This window comes from Halorussus rarus (assembly GCF_003369835.1).
Classification (GTDB): Archaea; Halobacteriota; Halobacteria; order Halobacteriales; family Haladaptataceae; genus Halorussus; species Halorussus rarus.
Window position 1 is genome coordinate 120,323 of record NZ_QPMJ01000003.1, and the last position, 14,592, is coordinate 134,914.

General features: G+C 69.2%; 21 protein-coding genes and 1 pseudogene. 8 read left to right on the top strand and 14 right to left on the bottom strand.

The window, feature by feature from the left end:
* Positions 1–29: 29 nt before the first annotated feature.
* Positions 30–560 carry a DoxX family membrane protein gene (locus DVR07_RS16705; RefSeq protein WP_115798457.1) on the bottom strand — a complete coding sequence of 177 codons (531 nt, stop codon included), beginning with the start codon at positions 558–560 and terminating at the stop codon, positions 30–32.
* A gap of 166 nt (positions 561–726) precedes the next feature.
* On the opposite strand from DVR07_RS16705, the gene DVR07_RS16710 reads away from it, so the two are divergent.
* Positions 727–1,131: a universal stress protein gene (locus DVR07_RS16710; protein ID WP_115798458.1), complete on the top strand. Its 405-nt coding sequence runs from the start codon at positions 727–729 to the stop codon at positions 1,129–1,131.
* Positions 1,132–1,147: 16 nt separating this feature from the next.
* Here DVR07_RS16710 and DVR07_RS16715 read toward each other — a convergent pair whose 3' ends face one another.
* The 5 genes from DVR07_RS16715 to DVR07_RS16730 all read right to left on the bottom strand — a co-directional run bounded on the left by DVR07_RS16715 (position 1,148) and on the right by DVR07_RS16730 (position 4,350).
* The gene (locus DVR07_RS16715; protein WP_115798459.1) at positions 1,148–1,468 is read right to left on the bottom strand and encodes a hypothetical protein; all 321 of its coding nucleotides are present in this window, start codon (positions 1,466–1,468) and stop codon (positions 1,148–1,150) included.
* Complete coding sequence (locus DVR07_RS21820; protein ID WP_162829612.1) at positions 1,461–1,706, bottom strand: hypothetical protein; 246 nt, start codon at positions 1,704–1,706, stop codon at positions 1,461–1,463. The genes DVR07_RS16715 and DVR07_RS21820 overlap by 8 nt, the downstream gene beginning before the upstream one ends.
* A gap of 195 nt (positions 1,707–1,901) precedes the next feature.
* Positions 1,902–2,600: an RPA family protein gene (locus DVR07_RS16720; RefSeq protein ID WP_115798460.1), complete on the bottom strand. Its 699-nt coding sequence runs from the start codon at positions 2,598–2,600 to the stop codon at positions 1,902–1,904.
* 1 nt (position 2,601) lies between these two features.
* A complete protein-coding gene (locus DVR07_RS16725) occupies positions 2,602–3,540 on the bottom strand; it encodes a replication factor A (RefSeq protein ID WP_115798823.1) in 939 nt (312 codons plus the stop codon).
* Positions 3,541–3,672: 132 nt separating this feature from the next.
* Positions 3,673–4,350 (bottom strand): LysE family translocator, encoded by a 678-nt coding sequence (locus DVR07_RS16730; RefSeq protein WP_115798461.1) that lies wholly within the window; start codon positions 4,348–4,350, stop codon positions 3,673–3,675.
* A gap of 106 nt (positions 4,351–4,456) precedes the next feature.
* Between DVR07_RS16730 and DVR07_RS16735 the strand changes: the two genes are divergently transcribed.
* The 7 genes and pseudogenes from DVR07_RS16735 to DVR07_RS16765 all read left to right on the top strand — a co-directional run bounded on the left by DVR07_RS16735 (position 4,457) and on the right by DVR07_RS16765 (position 8,716).
* Entirely contained in the window at positions 4,457–4,699 is a 243-nt protein-coding gene (locus DVR07_RS16735) for a DUF7322 domain-containing protein (protein ID WP_115798462.1), read from the top strand.
* A 56-nt stretch (positions 4,700–4,755) separates the two neighbouring features.
* Positions 4,756–5,034 (top strand): DUF7091 family protein, encoded by a 279-nt coding sequence (locus DVR07_RS16740; protein WP_115798463.1) that lies wholly within the window; start codon positions 4,756–4,758, stop codon positions 5,032–5,034.
* Between the two features lie 2 nt (positions 5,035–5,036).
* Positions 5,037–6,119: a mannose-1-phosphate guanylyltransferase gene (locus DVR07_RS16745; RefSeq protein WP_115798464.1), complete on the top strand. Its 1,083-nt coding sequence runs from the start codon at positions 5,037–5,039 to the stop codon at positions 6,117–6,119.
* Between the two features lie 42 nt (positions 6,120–6,161).
* Positions 6,162–6,428: pseudogene (locus DVR07_RS22640) on the top strand (hypothetical protein); the annotation flags it as partial.
* 173 nt (positions 6,429–6,601) lie between these two features.
* Positions 6,602–6,904 carry a hypothetical protein gene (locus tag DVR07_RS16755; RefSeq protein WP_115798465.1) on the top strand — a complete coding sequence of 101 codons (303 nt, stop codon included), beginning with the start codon at positions 6,602–6,604 and terminating at the stop codon, positions 6,902–6,904.
* On the top strand, positions 6,897–8,522 hold the full coding sequence (locus DVR07_RS16760) for a methyl-accepting chemotaxis protein (protein WP_115798466.1): 1,626 nt from the start codon (positions 6,897–6,899) through the stop codon (positions 8,520–8,522). Before DVR07_RS16755 ends, DVR07_RS16760 begins: the two co-directional genes overlap by 8 nt.
* Entirely contained in the window at positions 8,519–8,716 is a 198-nt protein-coding gene (locus DVR07_RS16765) for a hypothetical protein (RefSeq protein ID WP_115798467.1), read from the top strand. The genes DVR07_RS16760 and DVR07_RS16765 overlap by 4 nt, the downstream gene beginning before the upstream one ends.
* Before the next feature lie 60 nt (positions 8,717–8,776).
* On the opposite strand, the gene DVR07_RS16770 is transcribed toward DVR07_RS16765, so the two are convergent.
* The 8 genes from DVR07_RS16770 to DVR07_RS16805 all read right to left on the bottom strand — a co-directional run bounded on the left by DVR07_RS16770 (position 8,777) and on the right by DVR07_RS16805 (position 14,592).
* Positions 8,777–9,562, bottom strand: coding sequence for an SDR family oxidoreductase (locus DVR07_RS16770; RefSeq protein ID WP_115798468.1), 786 nt, complete (start codon positions 9,560–9,562; stop codon positions 8,777–8,779).
* A gap of 84 nt (positions 9,563–9,646) precedes the next feature.
* Positions 9,647–10,129 (bottom strand): Tfx family DNA-binding protein, encoded by a 483-nt coding sequence (locus DVR07_RS16775; protein WP_115798824.1) that lies wholly within the window; start codon positions 10,127–10,129, stop codon positions 9,647–9,649.
* A gap of 187 nt (positions 10,130–10,316) precedes the next feature.
* Positions 10,317–10,808, bottom strand: a complete 492-nt coding sequence (locus DVR07_RS16780; protein ID WP_115798469.1) for a TRAM domain-containing protein — start codon at positions 10,806–10,808, stop codon at positions 10,317–10,319.
* 206 nt (positions 10,809–11,014) lie between these two features.
* Positions 11,015–11,194, bottom strand: coding sequence for a hypothetical protein (locus DVR07_RS16785; protein ID WP_115798470.1), 180 nt, complete (start codon positions 11,192–11,194; stop codon positions 11,015–11,017).
* A gap of 149 nt (positions 11,195–11,343) precedes the next feature.
* On the bottom strand, positions 11,344–11,556 hold the full coding sequence (locus tag DVR07_RS16790) for a DUF6684 family protein (protein ID WP_115798471.1): 213 nt from the start codon (positions 11,554–11,556) through the stop codon (positions 11,344–11,346).
* A gap of 54 nt (positions 11,557–11,610) precedes the next feature.
* Positions 11,611–12,003: a DUF6276 family protein gene (locus DVR07_RS16795; protein WP_115798472.1), complete on the bottom strand. Its 393-nt coding sequence runs from the start codon at positions 12,001–12,003 to the stop codon at positions 11,611–11,613.
* A gap of 214 nt (positions 12,004–12,217) precedes the next feature.
* Positions 12,218–12,916 carry a V-type ATP synthase subunit D gene (locus DVR07_RS16800; protein ID WP_115798473.1) on the bottom strand — a complete coding sequence of 233 codons (699 nt, stop codon included), beginning with the start codon at positions 12,914–12,916 and terminating at the stop codon, positions 12,218–12,220.
* Between the two features lie 248 nt (positions 12,917–13,164).
* Positions 13,165–14,592: an ATP synthase subunit B gene (locus DVR07_RS16805; RefSeq protein WP_115798474.1), complete on the bottom strand. Its 1,428-nt coding sequence runs from the start codon at positions 14,590–14,592 to the stop codon at positions 13,165–13,167.

The window sequence follows — 14,592 nt, forward strand, 5'->3', positions numbered from 1 at the left end:
CCGATGGCGAGGCCGACGGGGCGTCCCCGTCAGCCAAGCAGGTACCGGAGCCAGCCGTTCCGCCTCACGATCGCCGTCTCCTCGAGCGCCTCGTCGAGGCCGAGGATGCGGCCCGCGCCGAACGCCCCGAGGCCGAACAGCAGCATCGCGTAGACGACGTGGTCGTCGATGACGAGGCCGTTCTCCAGCGGCAGGCTGGCCGCCCAGTAGAACAGCATCATCACCGCACCCCAGAACGCGCTCCACCGGACGAACGCCCCGAGGAGCAGCGCGAGGCCGACCAGCGTCAGGCCCCACTGGTTCAGCGGGTCGATCAGCCAGAGCCAGTCGCCGGCCATGGTCGTCCAGACGCCGCTGAAGGGGTTGCCCGCCGGGATGGCGTTGCGCAGGAAACCCTCGGCGGACCACGCCGGGTCGAGCACCTTCGTGACGCCGGCGTAGAACAGCGTCCAGCCCATCACCAGCCGGAGCGCCAGCAGCGCGTAGCCGACCCACGTCTCGGAGTACTCGAAGTTGGTGCGTCGGCCGAACAGTTCGGTCTCGAGTTCGCGGGTGGACATGGTCGGTCACCTCACGTGCGATACTCGTTCCGGAGAGACCTTCAAACGGCGGCGCGAATCCCAGAACCTGGAAATCGGGTCGTAACCGGGCAAAAAGTGTTCCGGTCGTTTCCGGCGCGCGGGAGGCGGGGACCGATTTATGGGTTGGGGGTACATATCACGAAACATGTACCGGATACTCGCAGCCATCGGGACCGACGAGGACCGCGCGCTCGAACAGGCGAAGGCCATCGCCGGCCTGCCCCGCGACGGGGACGTCTCGGTCACGCTGTTCCACGACTTCGACGACACCAACCCGCAGGGAGCGTCGGTCCACCAGGTCGCGGCGGTGCGCCGGGCGGCCGAGTACCTCGAGGACGAGGGCATCGAGGTGACGTACGCCGAGTCCAGCGGCGACGCCGCCGAGGCCATCCTCGACACCGCCGACGAGACCGACGCCGACCTGCTGTGTCTCGCACCCCGCGGGCGGACCCCGGCGGGGAAGGCGCTGTTCGGCAGCGTGACCCAGCAGGTGCTGCTCGAGGGGTCCCGGCCGACGCTGGTCGTCGGGGCCGGCCAGTTCAGCGAGTGATCGGTCGGTCGAGCGGTCAGTCGGCCGTCCCGCGCGCCCGGCGGTCGATCTCCTCGGCGTCGTCGCTGTCGGACGACTCGCGGCCGTCGCCGGCCGCGCGGTCGTCCGTCACCCCGTCGGCGACCCGCTCGTCTCCGTCGTCGGCACTCCGACCGCCGGCGCCGGACGCCCGGAAGAGACCGTGCTCCTCGCAGTCGTACACCTCGCGGGCGACGTGTTCGCACGGCCGCCCGCAGTCCAGGCAGCGGGCGGTCGGCTCCTCGACGTCGGTCGCGGCGTCCATCTCGCGATACACCTCCCGCCACCCGGCGCTCGGCGACTCGCGGTCGTCAACCATCCCGACCTCCGGCGTCTCCGCTGCAGGGATCGGCCCTCGCACGGTCGGCAGTGCTCGATGTGACGCCGTCGCCGCCGCACCGGAAGCACCCCTCGCGGAGTCGCGGGTCGGTGGTCTCGAGGCCGCACCGCTCGCACCGCCAGTAGCGGTGGTCGCGGTCGCCGTCGCTGTCCCGGCCGACGTACGGGCCGGTGACCGTCCCGGTACTTTCTTGTAATCGTGGCGTATTCGTAGCCATTGGGCTGCTCGTTCGTGGGGCACGCCCAGCGTCCGGGTGCTGGTACCACCCGGCGCGTTTCGACGCGCGGTCGCTGGGCTACTTGTCGCGCTATTCTCTCTGATCCTCGGTAGTTCCCTGTCTCCCCGTCACCCCCGAAAGGCGGTTCCGCGCCGATTCAGCCGCGTCGCACCGAACCCGAGCCCGGAGTGTGAGCTACGCCTGCGGTTCGGGCTCGGTCGCGCCGTCGGATCCGGCATCGGCCGTCTCGCCCTCGACGTCGGCGTCCTCGCCGGTCCCGCTCTCGGCGGCCGCCTCGCTGTCGTCGGCGTCGCCGGCGCTCGGTCCGTCGTCGAGGCTCTCGAGCGCCGAGATGACCGTCTCGCGGTAGCGGTCGAGCGGGATATCGTACTCCTCCTCGGCCATCCGGGCGTACTCGTTGGTGTCGTCGTCGAACGCCTCGATCCGGTCGAGGGTCTGCTCGGCCGTCTCGACCACCCAGCGGTCGCGGGTGGCGGCGTCCACCGTCGTGATGGACTCGGGTCGCACGGAGACGTTGACGTTCCCGTCGTCGGTCTCGTAGGTCCGGGGCTTGCCGGCGATGGCGACGTAGGCCGGCGGTTCGAGCTCGCGGAGCATGCTCGCGGCCTCGGGCTGGTACTGGCCGGCGTAGACGAAGAACGGGTCGCCGTTCGGGTCCACGACCCGGCCCTGCCAGTACTCGCTGTCCTCGCCGACGTCCTCGGTCTCGGTCAGCGTGCCGGCGATGAAGATGCGGTTCGCGCGGGCGCCGGTCGGCAGCAGGACGTACACCGGGGCTCGCTCCTCGTCCGATTCCTTGAACGTGTGGGTCGCGTCGTTGAACTCGTCGGCGAACACGCGCCGGGCGACCTCTCTGGTGGGTGTTCCGCTCATGTCACATCGACCTCGCTCTGATGAGGACGTCTTCGGCATCCGTCGGCCCGGCGAGCTCCTCCATCTCGTCGACGAGGAGGTACCGGCCCATCGTGGGGCCGGCGACGCGGTAGTAGAGGCCGAGGGTCTTCTCGCGCATCTCCTCGGCGACGACGGTCGTGTCGAGCGCGTCCATCGCCATGTCCTGTGCTTCCTGGAGGCCGATGCCGGTCAGCTCCTCGGTGGCCTCCTTGTCGAAGATGACCTCGTGGACCTCGACGCCGTCGTCGAGGACCCCCTTGATGCGGAGGTCGAACTCGCCCTCGACCTCGCCGTGCTCGGAGCACCGTCCGTTCTGGAGGACGCGGGTGCAGCCCTCCTCGGGGCAGCGCTTGATGAGCCCGGACCCGCTCTGGATGTCCACCAGCGCGCCCGTCACCTCCTCGGTGTTGTCGCCGACCTCGATGTCCTCGTCGAGCTCCTCGACGGTGGTCGTCCGGTTGAGCTTCACCGAGTAGTCGCCCTGGTACTCGTCGGAGACCAGGTTACCGAGGCGGTAGACCGTCCCCTCCTCCAGCTCGGGGAGGTCGGAGTCGGCCCACTTGGTGAACTTGATGGTGCCCGTCTCGTCGCCGATCAGGCCGACCTGTCCGACGGCGTCGCTCCGGGGCTCCCAGAGGTCGACGACCTTGGCGGTGAGGGCGAGCCACATCTCGTCCTCGTCCACGTCCTCGACGTTCATCTCCTCGGAGCCGCCGCCCCCGCCGCTCCGGACGTCGTCGCGCTCGAGTCCCGCTTCGTCGAGGTAGTGACTGACGACGCTCCGGCGGGCCTCCTCGATGGGCACCCGGTACTCGTTGACGAGGTTGTCGAGTCGCTCCTCGACCTCCTCGACTGTCAGGTCCAAGTGTTCGGAGAACTGTTCGCGTACGTCTTCCGCGTGCTGGCGCACATCGCTCATTGTCGAATCCGTCTCCGCGTCGTTTTCTTCGGGAGACATGCGACGGGTTAGTGCGCTATGGTATAAAAACCTCGGTGTCCCCGGAGTGAAAGTGAAACTGAAGCCGTCGACCCGTCTCGCCCGGCTTCGCGGCTACCGGGCGTCGAGCGCGAGCGCCGCTCCCAGCCCCACGAGGAGCGACCCCGAGACCCACCGGAGACCGTCGGCGAGGCGGGGCCGGGCGCGGAACGCCGACCGGACCCCGCCCGAGAGCAGGCCGACGGTTCCGAGATAGGCCGCGGTCAGCGCGGCGTAGGTCCCGCCGAGCGCGAGCATCTCGGGGATGGGAGTGGCGCCCGAGGCGGCAGGTCCGCCGCCGGCGCCGACGAACTGCGGGAGGAACGCGAGGAAGAACAGCGCGACCTTCGGGTTGAGGACGTTGACCGTCACGCCCCGGAGGAAGCCGCGACGGAGGTCGGGGGCCGCCTCACCGCCCTCGGGCAGCCCATTTTCGTCGCTCACCAGGTCGAGGTCCTGGCCCCGCCACAGCGTCTTCGCGCCCAGATACACGAGGTAGGCCGCCCCGGCGTACTTGACCGCGGCGTAGGCCAGCGCCGAGGCCCGGAGGAGCGCCGCGAGGCCCAGCGTCGCCGCGGTGGTGTGGACCAGGATGCCCGTGCTGACCCCCAGCGCCGAGGCGAGGCCGCCGCGCTTGCCGGTCGAGACGCCCTGCGTGAGCACGAAGACGGTGTCCGGACCGGGCGTCAGGATGAGGGCCATCGCGGCCGTCACGAACAGGAGGTAGGCCTGGAGGTCGATGCTCGGGAGCATTCGCGTGGGTCGGCTATCGGGGATAGCGGAAATAAGCGTGGCGCTCGCTGCGAGCCGCGACGGACCGACCGCACGGTTCTTGGCGCCGGTCGCGCTATCACTTCCCGTGTTCCCCGGACCGGACGACCCCGAGGCCGACCGCGACCTCGAGAGTGGGCTCCGGGGCGTCTCGCCCGCGACGCTCCGGGCGTTCGTCCTCCTCGCGGTGTTGGTGCAGGCCGGACTGTTCGCCCTCGCGCTCGGGGGACTGCTCGTCGCGTTTCGCGGTCAGCGACTGCTCGGCGGCGCGCTGGCGGTCGGGGGAGCGCTCGCGCTCGCGTTCTCGGTGGTTCTCTACAGGCGACGTTGAGGCGGCCCCGCCCGACGAACAAGACCTAACTTCGCCGGACACGAACCTCTCTCCACATGGACGACCGCCTCGAAAGCTTCCTCCGCTCGAAGATCCGGTCGGCGGGGCGACAGTACGCCGACGCCAAGCGGGCCTACGCCAACGCCCGGAAGGCCGCCCTGGCCGACCTCCCGCAGGACGCCGAGGGGAAGGCGCGAATCGTCTGCCGCCGGTACGCCGAACGCCGGGCCGTCGAACTCGACGCCAGGGCACGGCCCGCCTGCTTCGACCCCGACCACCCCGACTGCGAGGGGTGCGTCCGCGACGTGCGCGACGGTCGGGTCGAGACGTGGTGACGATGCGGAACGCGGAGACGACGACCGTCGCGACCGACGGGGGACGCGACGACTCGCTCGACCGACCGGTGGTCGCGCTCGTGATGGCCGGCGGGACCGGCACCCGGCTCTACCCCGCCAGCAGGTCGGACCGCCCCAAGCAGTTCCTCTCGCTCGGAAACGGGGATGACGGCGCGGGTGCGGCCGATGACTCACTGCTCTCGCAGACGGTCTCTCGGGTCAGTTTCGCCGACGAGGTGTACGTCTCGACCGCCGAAGCCCACGCCGACCGCGTGCGCGAGGCGGTGCCCGAGGCGGGCGTCCTCGTGGAACCCGCCGCGAAGGACACCGGGCCGGCGCTGGTCTACGCCGCCCACCGCGTGCGCGAACAGGTCGGCGACTGCGTCCTGCTCTGCGTGCCGAGCGACCACCTGATCGCGGGCGACTTCGCGTCCGCGGTCCGGACCGCGGCCCGCGCTGCAGCCGAAACGAGGGGGCTTGTCGCGTTCGGCGTCGAACCGACTCGTCCCGCCACCGGCTACGGTTACATCGAACCCGACGAATCTGCCGGCGAGTGGGCCGAGATCGAGCAGTTCCGGGAGAAGCCCGACCGGGCGACCGCCGAGCGGTTCGTCGACCGAGGTTTCTACTGGAACGCCGGACTGTTCGCGTGGACGCCCCGAGCCCTGCTCCGGGCCGCCCGCGACTCGCCGCTCGGACCCCTGGTCGAGGCGCTCGAGGCCGGAGCGGCCGAACGGGGGTTCGCGGAGGTCGAGTCGGTCAGCGTCGACTACGCGATCATGGAGCGCACCGACGACGCCTACGTCGTGCCCGCCGACTTCGAGTGGGACGACGTGGGGTCGTGGGACGCGATCGAGCGCGTGGTCGAGACCGACGCGGACGGCAACGCGGTGCTCGGGGACGCGCTCGCCGTCGACGCCGCGGACAACGTCGTCGCGACCGACGGGGAGATCCACGTCAGCGTGGTCGGCGTCGACGACCTGGTCGTCGCGGCCTACGGCGACCGGGTGGTGGTCGTGCCGAAGGACGACGCCCAGCGCGTGCGCGAGGTCGTCGCGGAATTGCGCGAGCAGGGACGGTTCTGACGGCCGATTGAACTTTACGCTCGTTCGTCGTAGCGCCGGCGTATGGCCGACGCACCCGGCGTTCAGACCGTCGAGACCGAGGACGAGTTCATCCACGTCCGGTTCCGCGACCCCGACGACTTCGACACCATCCGGACGCCCGACTGGGCCGCGAAGGCCGCCCGCGACGTCTCGGAGGGCGCGGAGGTCCGGACCGGCAAGCGGAAGGACGGCGACGACTGGGAGGTCCAGAGCGTCCTCGTCAAGAAGAGCGTGGGCGAGGACAAGGCCCGCGAGCAGGCCGAGGAGATCGTCGAGAAGATTGAGTCGTGGTCGGCGTGTTGGCGGACCTCGGGGCAGTCCTGGACGGACGGTCGGGGTGCTCGTCCTGTCTCCGACCCGAAACTAAAAAATATCGCCTCTAATCGACAGAATCTTACTATTGATAGCTTCGTCCGAAATTTTATATATGGTCTTTGGAAACACCGCGGTGTTGATTTCCAATGGTTAACGAACTGGCGGCACTCGACCCCAAGGAGCTGATTCTCGTGCTCATCGCGCTGATGGGCGCGGTTCCGGTGGCGATACAGTACAGGGACCAGTCGCGGTGGTTCGCGCTCGGTTACGCGATGCTGGTGATCGGCGCGATAAGCACGAACCTCGAATCGTTCGTCCTCGGCGAGGTTCTGAACGGCGTCGAGCACGGCGTCGGCCTGATGGGGGCGGCGCTCGCATTCGCCGGAGCCGCGTACCTCCGACGGAAGAACGTCGTCCGCGACGACGAGGTGACCCCGACCGATGCCTAGCGTCACGCTGCTGTTCGACCTGATCGCGGTCGCCGGCTTCGGCGTGGCGGTCGGCTACGGGTTCCTGAACTACCGCGACGCCGACGTCGAGGCGAGCTTCTGGGTGAACTTCACGTTCGGGTCGGCGCTGGGACTGCTCTGGGCGACCGTCATCGCGCTGGAGGGGTTCGGGCTGAACGCCGCCATCCTCGACACCCTCAGCGTGTCGCTGATGACGGTCACGACCGGCGTGTTCGCCATCGGCTCGACCGGCGGCCTCGCCGTCGTCGAGGACATGAAGGGCGCGTTCGAGGACGCCGAGGCGTCGGCCCGCGAGGCCGAGGCGTCGCGCGAGCAGGCCGAGACCGCCAAGGAGGAGGCCGAGACCGCCAAAGAGGAGGCCCAACGCGAACGTCGCGAGGCCAAGCAGCTCAATGAGCACCTCGAGGAGAAGGCGGCGTCGATGAGCGCGACCATGGGTCGGGCCGCCGCGGGCGACCTCTCCCAGCGGATGGATCCCGAGAGCCGGAGCGAGGCGATGGAGCAGATTGCCGAGGAGTTCAACGCCATGATCACCGACCTCGAGCGCACGGTCGGCCGCATCAAGGAGTTCTCGGTCGAGGTCTCCAACGCCAGCGAGGAGGCCAGCGCGGGCGCCCGGGAGGTCGAGAGCGCGAGCGTGGAGGTCGCCGAGTCCGTCGAGGACATCTCGGCGGGCGCGACGGAGCAGTCCGAGCACGTCGACGAGGTCACGAGCGAGATGAGCACGCTGTCGGCGACCATCGAGGAGGTCGCGGCCTCCGCCGACGAGGTCGCGAACCTCTCCGAAGGGGCCGCGGAGAAGGGCGCGACCGGTCGCGAACTCTCCGACGAGGCGATGGACGAGATGGACCGGATCGAGGAGACGACGGTCGAGACGGTCGAGACGGTCGAGCAGCTCGACGACGAGATGGCCCAGATCGGCGACATCGTCGACATGATCGACGACATCGCCGAGCAGACCAACGTGCTCGCCCTGAACGCCTCCATCGAGGCCGCCCGCGCGGGCGAGGCCGGCGAGGGATTCGCGGTGGTCGCCAACGAGGTCAAGGAACTGGCGGCGGAGACCCGCGACGCCACCCAGGAGATCGACGATCTCATCGAGCGGGTCCAGGATTCGACGTCGGCGACGGTCGAGGACATGCAGGAGATGCGCGAGCGGGTCGACGTCGGCATGGAGACCATCGACGAGGGGCTGGGAACGCTCGACGAGGTCGTCGAGGACGTCGAGGAGGCCAACACGGGCATCCAGGAGATCCACGAGGCCACCGAGGACCAGGCGACCTCGACCGAGGAGGTCGTCTCGATGGCGAGCGAGGTCGCCGACATCAGCGAACGGACCGCCTCCGAGGCCGAGTCGGTGTCGGCGGCGGCCGAGGAGCAGACCGCGTCACTGAGCCAGGTCACCGGCGAGATCGGGACCCTCTCGCAGAAGTCCGACGAGCTCGACGAACTGCTCGACCGGTTCGCGATGTCGACCGGCGCGTCCGACGCCTCGTCCGGTCCCGACGACGATCCGGCGCCGACGGCCGACGGGACCGACCGGCCGCTAGCGGCCGACGGCGGCGACGACTTCGAGTGGGCTGAGGAGGACCGATGAGCGCCACCGAGTCGGACGGGTCGACCCCGGCCGAGGAATCCCGGAGCTCCGCGGTGCCCGAGTTCGCGCTCGGCTCCCAGCGGTGCTGCATGCGCATCGAGCGCGTGGTCGAGATCGTCCGGACCGGGTCGGTCACCCCGACGGCGACCACGTCGCCTGGATCGAGCCCGACGACGAGCTCGCGGCCCGGGTAGCTGCGAATCCGGGGAGACGACCGGAGGAACACCTGTCTGCGTTGCGGCCGCCGGCGTCGGTCAGCTCCGGAGCCGTCCGCCGTCGACGGGCACCGCCGCGCCGTTGACGAAGCTCGCGCGCTCGCTGCAGAGGAACGCGACCGCGTCGCCGAACTCCTCCGGTCGGCCCACGCGGTCGAGCGGGATGTCCTCGGCCCACGCCGCCAGCCCCTCGTCGTAGGTGTCGTACTCGCCGCGCTCGACCGCGGCCTCCACGAGGTCCCGGATGCGGGGCGTCTCGTGGGCGCCGGGCAGCACCGCGTTGACCCGCACGTCCGGGGCGAACTCGCGGGCCTGGGTCTTCATCAGGCCGATGACCCCGCGCCGGACCGCGTTCGAGAGCACGAGGCCGTCGATGGCCTCCCGGACGCTGGTGGAGGTGACGTTGACCACGCTGCCGGCGTCGCTCTCGACCAGGTGCGGGTGGGCGACCTTCGTCAGCCGGACCACGCTCATCACCAGCAGGTCGTAGGCCTCGTACCAGTCGCGCTCGGACGTCTCGAGGAAGGGGCCGCTCGGCGGACCGCCGGCCGAGGTCACGACGTGGTCGAGCCCGCCGAACTCCTCGACGGTGGCGTCGACCAGCGCCTCGATCTCGTCGGGGTCGGTGATGTCGGTCGGGACCGCCACCACCTCGCCGTCGCCCGCGGCGTCGATCTCCTCCTTCGCGTCTTCGAGTTTCTCCTCGCCGCGGGCGCAGACGGCGACGTTCGCGCCCTCGGCGGCCAGAGCCTTCGCGGAGGCTCTGCCCAGTCCGCTCGAGCTCGCCGTCACGAGTGCCGCGTTACCGTCCAGTCCCAGGTCCATGCCCGGTGGTTCGGAGGCCGCGACAATAGGTCTCGGGGTGGCGGTCAGTCGTTCGGGGGAGCATCGTGGCGGCCGGCCGACGGATTACGCTTGCGGACTGGCCTCGCGGGACTTCCGGACCGTCACCTCGCCGTCGGTGGTCACGCCGATGAGCAGGTCCTCCTGGACATCCCGGCCCTCGACCGCGTCGCCGGCCTCGTCGCTCACCCGCTTCATCAGCTCCGGGGCTGCGTGGTTCACCTTCACCCGGGCCTCGTCGCAGGCGTCGTAGACCCGCGACGGCACGTCGTAGAGGTCGGTGCCGCCCTCGACCACGACCCGGACCGGCGCGCGGAGCGCCTCGGCGAACGCGACCGTCTCGCGGGCCTTCGCGACGTTCTCGCGGGCGCTGGCCTCGACGCTCGAGACGTTGGCCCGGGAGGTGCCGAGCGACTCGGCGATGGCTGCCTGGGCGACTCCGCGCTCGCGGAGCGCCAGCACCTCGGCCTGCCGCCGGGTCAGGACGCTGGCGTCGGCGTCGAACCCCGCGCGGTCGAGTAGCTCGTCGACGTCGTACTCCTCGCTCACGGTCGACCACCTCGTGGTCCGGACCGGCTCCGCGCGTGGCACTCGGTCATGGCCCTACGTACGCGCTCGGCAGGAAAAAACCCGCGACGACCGGCGCCGACTCGGCCGGCCGTCGCGTACCGGGTGTCCGTCGCGACGAACGCTGTTGGGACTGTCCATCCCGCCGCGACTGCTCGGTCGCCCCGACTCAGCTCCCCCAGAAGTTGTCGCGGCTCCCCAGCTGGGGTCGCGACGGGCCGTCGTCTCCGTCCGCGTCGTCGTCGCCGCCGTCTTCGGCGTCCGAGTCGCCCTCGTCGGTCTCGTCGCCGGCGTCCGAGTCGGCCGCGTCCTCCTCCTCCTCGCCATCCATCGGCAGGCGCTCGAGCTCCTCGCCCTGGGCGTGGTTGCCGTAGACGTTCGTAATCTTCACCTTCGCGCGGGCTTCGGGCAGGACGCCGTCGACCATCACGATGAACCCGTCGTCGGTCCGGCCGACGCCCGCGCCGCTCTCGTGGATGTCCTCGACGTCCACGACGACCTCCTCGCCCGGCTGGACCGGAGCGGTCTTGAGGTCCTTGATGGGCTGGCTGTAGTGCTGGCACCACTCGGCCCCGCCGCGGTCGCCGTAGTGCTGGCACCCCATCCCCTCGATGCGTTCCTGAAAACTCGGGCACTCTTCGGCGAGTGGACAGTCCGGCATGGCTGTGGGTACTTGCCGGGCTACCTAAACCTTTACGTACCGACCCAACGTTTTACCGCGGTCACGCCCCGAGCGGCGCTCCCTCGTAAAACGTTGATTAAAAGCCGTCGTCACCCCCTCATTCGCGCCTCCGGCGCTCGGTCGAGGGTTCCTCGGCCCGCTCGCTCACCGCGTTCGCTCGCCGTGAAACCGGTTGCAGACCCCCGCTACTCGCCGGCGACCAGGTACGTCTTGCCGCCCTTGCGCTCGAGGTAGACGTCGTTCACGTCGGCGAACCACTCGCCGACGTACTCGGTCACGCGGCCGGTCTCGACGTCGGAGACGTCGAGGATGGTCCGGTCGTCGGCGTCGGCGGTGCGTTCTCCGCGAGCGAACTCGGCTATCATACTCCGGACTTATCGCGGGAGTTATATCAAGGTGAGCCACCCGGAGTGAAAGTGAAACTGACCGACTGCTCCGCCGTGCGACCGGTTCCCGGTGGGTGCCGTGGCCCGCGACCGTCCCCGTCGTCCCGGCGACTCCGGCCGGCCGGCGTTCAGATGTACGTGGCGGCGACGTAGGTGAGTATCGCCAGCAGGACCAGCGGGATGACGTGGAGTCCGAGGACGATCACCGAGATGAACAGCGACGACGACGGCCACGGCGAGGCGAGCAGGAACATGAGAATGAAGAACGCGAGGATGAACAGCGGGATGATGTTCACCGAGATGTCCAGCAGCGTCTCGCGGTTGAACACGGGATGGGCCATGCACGGGAGGGACGGTCGCGAGCGGTTTAACGTCGTTGGCTGGCGGACCGGGGCTCACCCGTAGAGGAGCTGCTCGGCCTGCGTCCGGCGCCGGTCGAGGTCGAAGCCCGGTTCGACCTCCGGCTCCGCGTCGAGGCGGTCGAGCACCAGCAGTGGGTCGGTCCCGCCGCGCTCGACGCGCTCCAGCAGGGCCTCGAGTTCGCTCCGGTAGAGCGCCAGCGAGTCGAGCAGTCCGACCGCGAGCGCCATCGCCGCGCCGGTCTCCCCGTCCGGGAACGCGTCGCTGATGGCCGCGAAGTCGGATTCGTCGGAGCCATTCTCTGAGGGTTCGAGCGACAGACACCGGGTGCAGACCGCCGCGAACTCGCTCTCCTCGGGCAGGTGCTCGCGCAGGTCCGCTGGCACTCGGAAGGTCACTTGGTCGCCGCCGCACTCGGGACAGGACATATCCGGGGTTGGTCGGCGGCGGTGAAAAGCGTAGGTGGACGCGGTGGCGGTGCGGTCTCCGTAGTTCTACTGCCAGCGAACGAACGTGAGCGAGCAGGCCAAGCGACGACCGGAGTGAAACGGAGGGAGGAGCGCAGGCTTTTCATCAACGTTTTGCCAGTGAGGGAGGCCGAGAGCAACTTGCTCTCGGCCGACCGAGCGCAGCAAAAGGTTGTTAGTCGTCCGCGGCGACGGTCTCGGCTTCCTCGGCGGCCTCGGCCTGGGCGGCCTCGCGCTCCTCTTTCTCCTCCTCCTCCTTCTTGGCCTTGATCTTCTTGAGGCGGAAGATCTCCTCGCGCTCCTGCTCCTCGAGCTTCTGCTCGATGTACTCCTGGTTCTCCTTGAGCTCGGGCAGCAGCTTGAACTCCAGCGCGTTCACGCGGCGCTTGGTGGTCTCGATTTCGGTCAGCATCTTCTTCATCGCGGTCTCGACCTCCGCGGCGAGGATGATGCTCTCGAGCAGTTCCTCGTAGGCCTCGGCGGCCTCGTCGATGCGGGCGCTGGTGCCGAGCACGCCGTACCCGCGCTCGTCGAGGCCCTTCTTGACCTTGCTGGACTCGATCTGGGGCACGACGACGCCCATGATGTTCTTCGATTCGGTGGTGATCTCGGGGTGCTCCTCGAGGGCGGCCGCCGCCCCGCGGACCGCCACGTCGCCCTCCATCGCCCGGGCCATGTTTATCTTCTGCTGGGCGACCTCGTAGTTGTCCTCCAGCCCCGCCCGCACGTCCTGGGCCTGGTCGAGGATGTCCATGAACTCCATGATGAGGCCGTCGCGCTTCTGCTCCAGCGTGTCGTGGCCCCGCTCGGACAGCTCGATGCGGTCCTCGATCTGCATCAAGTTCTTCCGGGTGGGCTTGACGTCGTTGGCCATCTTGGCAGATGCTTGTGGCTCGAGCGGGTTAACCTTTTACAGTCTGCGTGTCCCGCGCAGGCGCCGGATACCCCCGGCCTGGCCGGTAATCCCGGATTTATGCGATCCGGTTGCAGCCCGAACGAATCGACGGCTGGCGCCGCCGCTTGTCGGTCGGAGTCGTCCGGGAGAAAGGCGATTCTCGCAGTCGTTCGTCGGCGGCGACCGAGACCGCACCTGCGACCGAAAATCGGCGTCCGAGACGGCGGTCAGTCCGCCGCGACTTCCTCGGCCGTCTCTTCCTCGGCGTCTTCGGGGTAGTACTTCTCGATGAGTTCCTCGTCGATGCGGTTGAGCTCCTCCTTGGGGAACATCCCGAGCAGGTCCCAGCCGATGTCGAGGGTGTCGTCGATGTCGCGGTTGGTGTTGAACCCCTGGTCGACGAACTCCTCCTCGAACCGGTCGGCGAAGTCGAGGTACTGGTTGTCGCGCTCCGAGAGGGCCTCGCGGCCGACGATGTTCACGAGGTCGCGCAGGTCCTCGCCCTCCGCGTACGCGGCGTACATCTGGTCGGAGACGTCGCCGTGGTCCTCGCGGGTCAGCCCCTCGCCGATACCGTCGTCCATCAGGCGCGAGAGGCTCGGCAGGACGTTGATCGGCGGGGTGACGCCCTGGGAGTTGAGGTCGCGGTCGATGTAGATCTGTCCCTCGGTGATGTACCCGGTCAGGTCCGGAATCGGGTGGGTGTCGTCGTCGCCGGGCATCGTGAGGATGGGGATCTGGGTGACCGACCCCTCGCGGCCCTCGATGCGGCCCGCACGCTCGTAGAGCTGAGCGAGGTCGGTGTACATGTACCCGGGGTACCCCCGGCGGCCCGGCACCTCTTCACGCGCGGCGCCGATCTCGCGCAGGGCCTCGCAGTAGTTGGTCATGTCCGTAAGGATGACCAGCACGTGGTAGCCCTTGTCGAACGCGAGGTACTCGGCGGTGGTGAGCGCGAGCCGCGGCGTGACCGTCCGCTCGACCGCGGGGTCGTCCGCGAGGTTCATGAAGACGACCGAGCGCTCGAGCGCGCCCGTCCGCTCGAAGTCTTCCATGAACTCGTTGGCCTCCTCGGCCGTGATGCCCATCGCGCCGAAGACCACCGCGAACTCCGAGCCCTCGCCGTCCTCGCTCGCTTCCTCCTCCTCGGGCACGGTCGCCTGTCGCGCGATCTGGAGCGCGAGCTCGCTGTGTGGCAGCCCGGACCCGGAGAAGATGGGGAGCTTCTGCCCCCGGACCAGCGTGTTCATGCCGTCGATGGCCGAGACGCCGGTCTGGATGAACTCCTCGGGGTACTCGCGGGCGGTCGGGTTGATGGCCGCGCCGACGATGTCGCGTCGGTCGTCCGGGACGATCTCCGGGCCGCCGTCGATGGGGTTGCCGGAACCGTCGAGGACGCGTCCGAGCAGGTCCTCGGTGACGGGCATCTTCATCGTCTCGCCCAGGAACCGGACCGAGCTCTTGGTGTCGATACCTTCGGTCCCCTCGAACACCTGAATCGAGACGAGCCCGTCGCTCGACTCGAGGACCTGTCCGCGCTTGGTGTCGCCGTTCGGCGTCTCGATCTCGACGATCTCGTCGTAGCCGATGGGCTCGTCGACCTCGGCGAACACCAGCGGACCGCTGATCTCCGTGATGGTTTGGTACTCTTTCAT

Coding starts and splice junctions, on each gene's coding strand:
- DVR07_RS16785 (WP_115798470.1), bottom strand. CDS start 11,194: ATGATAGCCGAGTTCGCTCGCGGAGAACGCACCGCCGACGCCGACGAC.
- DVR07_RS16780 (WP_115798469.1), bottom strand. CDS start 10,808: ATGCCGGACTGTCCACTCGCCGAAGAGTGCCCGAGTTTTCAGGAACGC.
- DVR07_RS16805 (WP_115798474.1), bottom strand. CDS start 14,592: ATGAAAGAGTACCAAACCATCACGGAGATCAGCGGTCCGCTGGTGTTC.
- DVR07_RS16790 (WP_115798471.1), bottom strand. CDS start 11,556: ATGGCCCATCCCGTGTTCAACCGCGAGACGCTGCTGGACATCTCGGTG.
- DVR07_RS16705 (WP_115798457.1), bottom strand. CDS start 560: ATGTCCACCCGCGAACTCGAGACCGAACTGTTCGGCCGACGCACCAAC.
- DVR07_RS16755 (WP_115798465.1), top strand. CDS start 6,602: ATGGTTAACGAACTGGCGGCACTCGACCCCAAGGAGCTGATTCTCGTG.
- DVR07_RS16745 (WP_115798464.1), top strand. CDS start 5,037: ATGCGGAACGCGGAGACGACGACCGTCGCGACCGACGGGGGACGCGAC.
- DVR07_RS16795 (WP_115798472.1), bottom strand. CDS start 12,003: ATGTCCTGTCCCGAGTGCGGCGGCGACCAAGTGACCTTCCGAGTGCCA.
- DVR07_RS16740 (WP_115798463.1), top strand. CDS start 4,756: ATGGACGACCGCCTCGAAAGCTTCCTCCGCTCGAAGATCCGGTCGGCG.
- DVR07_RS16760 (WP_115798466.1), top strand. CDS start 6,897: ATGCCTAGCGTCACGCTGCTGTTCGACCTGATCGCGGTCGCCGGCTTC.
- DVR07_RS16710 (WP_115798458.1), top strand. CDS start 727: ATGTACCGGATACTCGCAGCCATCGGGACCGACGAGGACCGCGCGCTC.
- DVR07_RS16720 (WP_115798460.1), bottom strand. CDS start 2,600: ATGAGCGGAACACCCACCAGAGAGGTCGCCCGGCGCGTGTTCGCCGAC.
- DVR07_RS16800 (WP_115798473.1), bottom strand. CDS start 12,916: ATGGCCAACGACGTCAAGCCCACCCGGAAGAACTTGATGCAGATCGAG.
- DVR07_RS16725 (WP_115798823.1), bottom strand. CDS start 3,540: ATGAGCGATGTGCGCCAGCACGCGGAAGACGTACGCGAACAGTTCTCC.
- DVR07_RS16765 (WP_115798467.1), top strand. CDS start 8,519: ATGAGCGCCACCGAGTCGGACGGGTCGACCCCGGCCGAGGAATCCCGG.
- DVR07_RS16730 (WP_115798461.1), bottom strand. CDS start 4,350: ATGCTCCCGAGCATCGACCTCCAGGCCTACCTCCTGTTCGTGACGGCC.
- DVR07_RS16770 (WP_115798468.1), bottom strand. CDS start 9,562: ATGGACCTGGGACTGGACGGTAACGCGGCACTCGTGACGGCGAGCTCG.
- DVR07_RS21820 (WP_162829612.1), bottom strand. CDS start 1,706: ATGGCTACGAATACGCCACGATTACAAGAAAGTACCGGGACGGTCACC.
- DVR07_RS16715 (WP_115798459.1), bottom strand. CDS start 1,468: ATGGTTGACGACCGCGAGTCGCCGAGCGCCGGGTGGCGGGAGGTGTAT.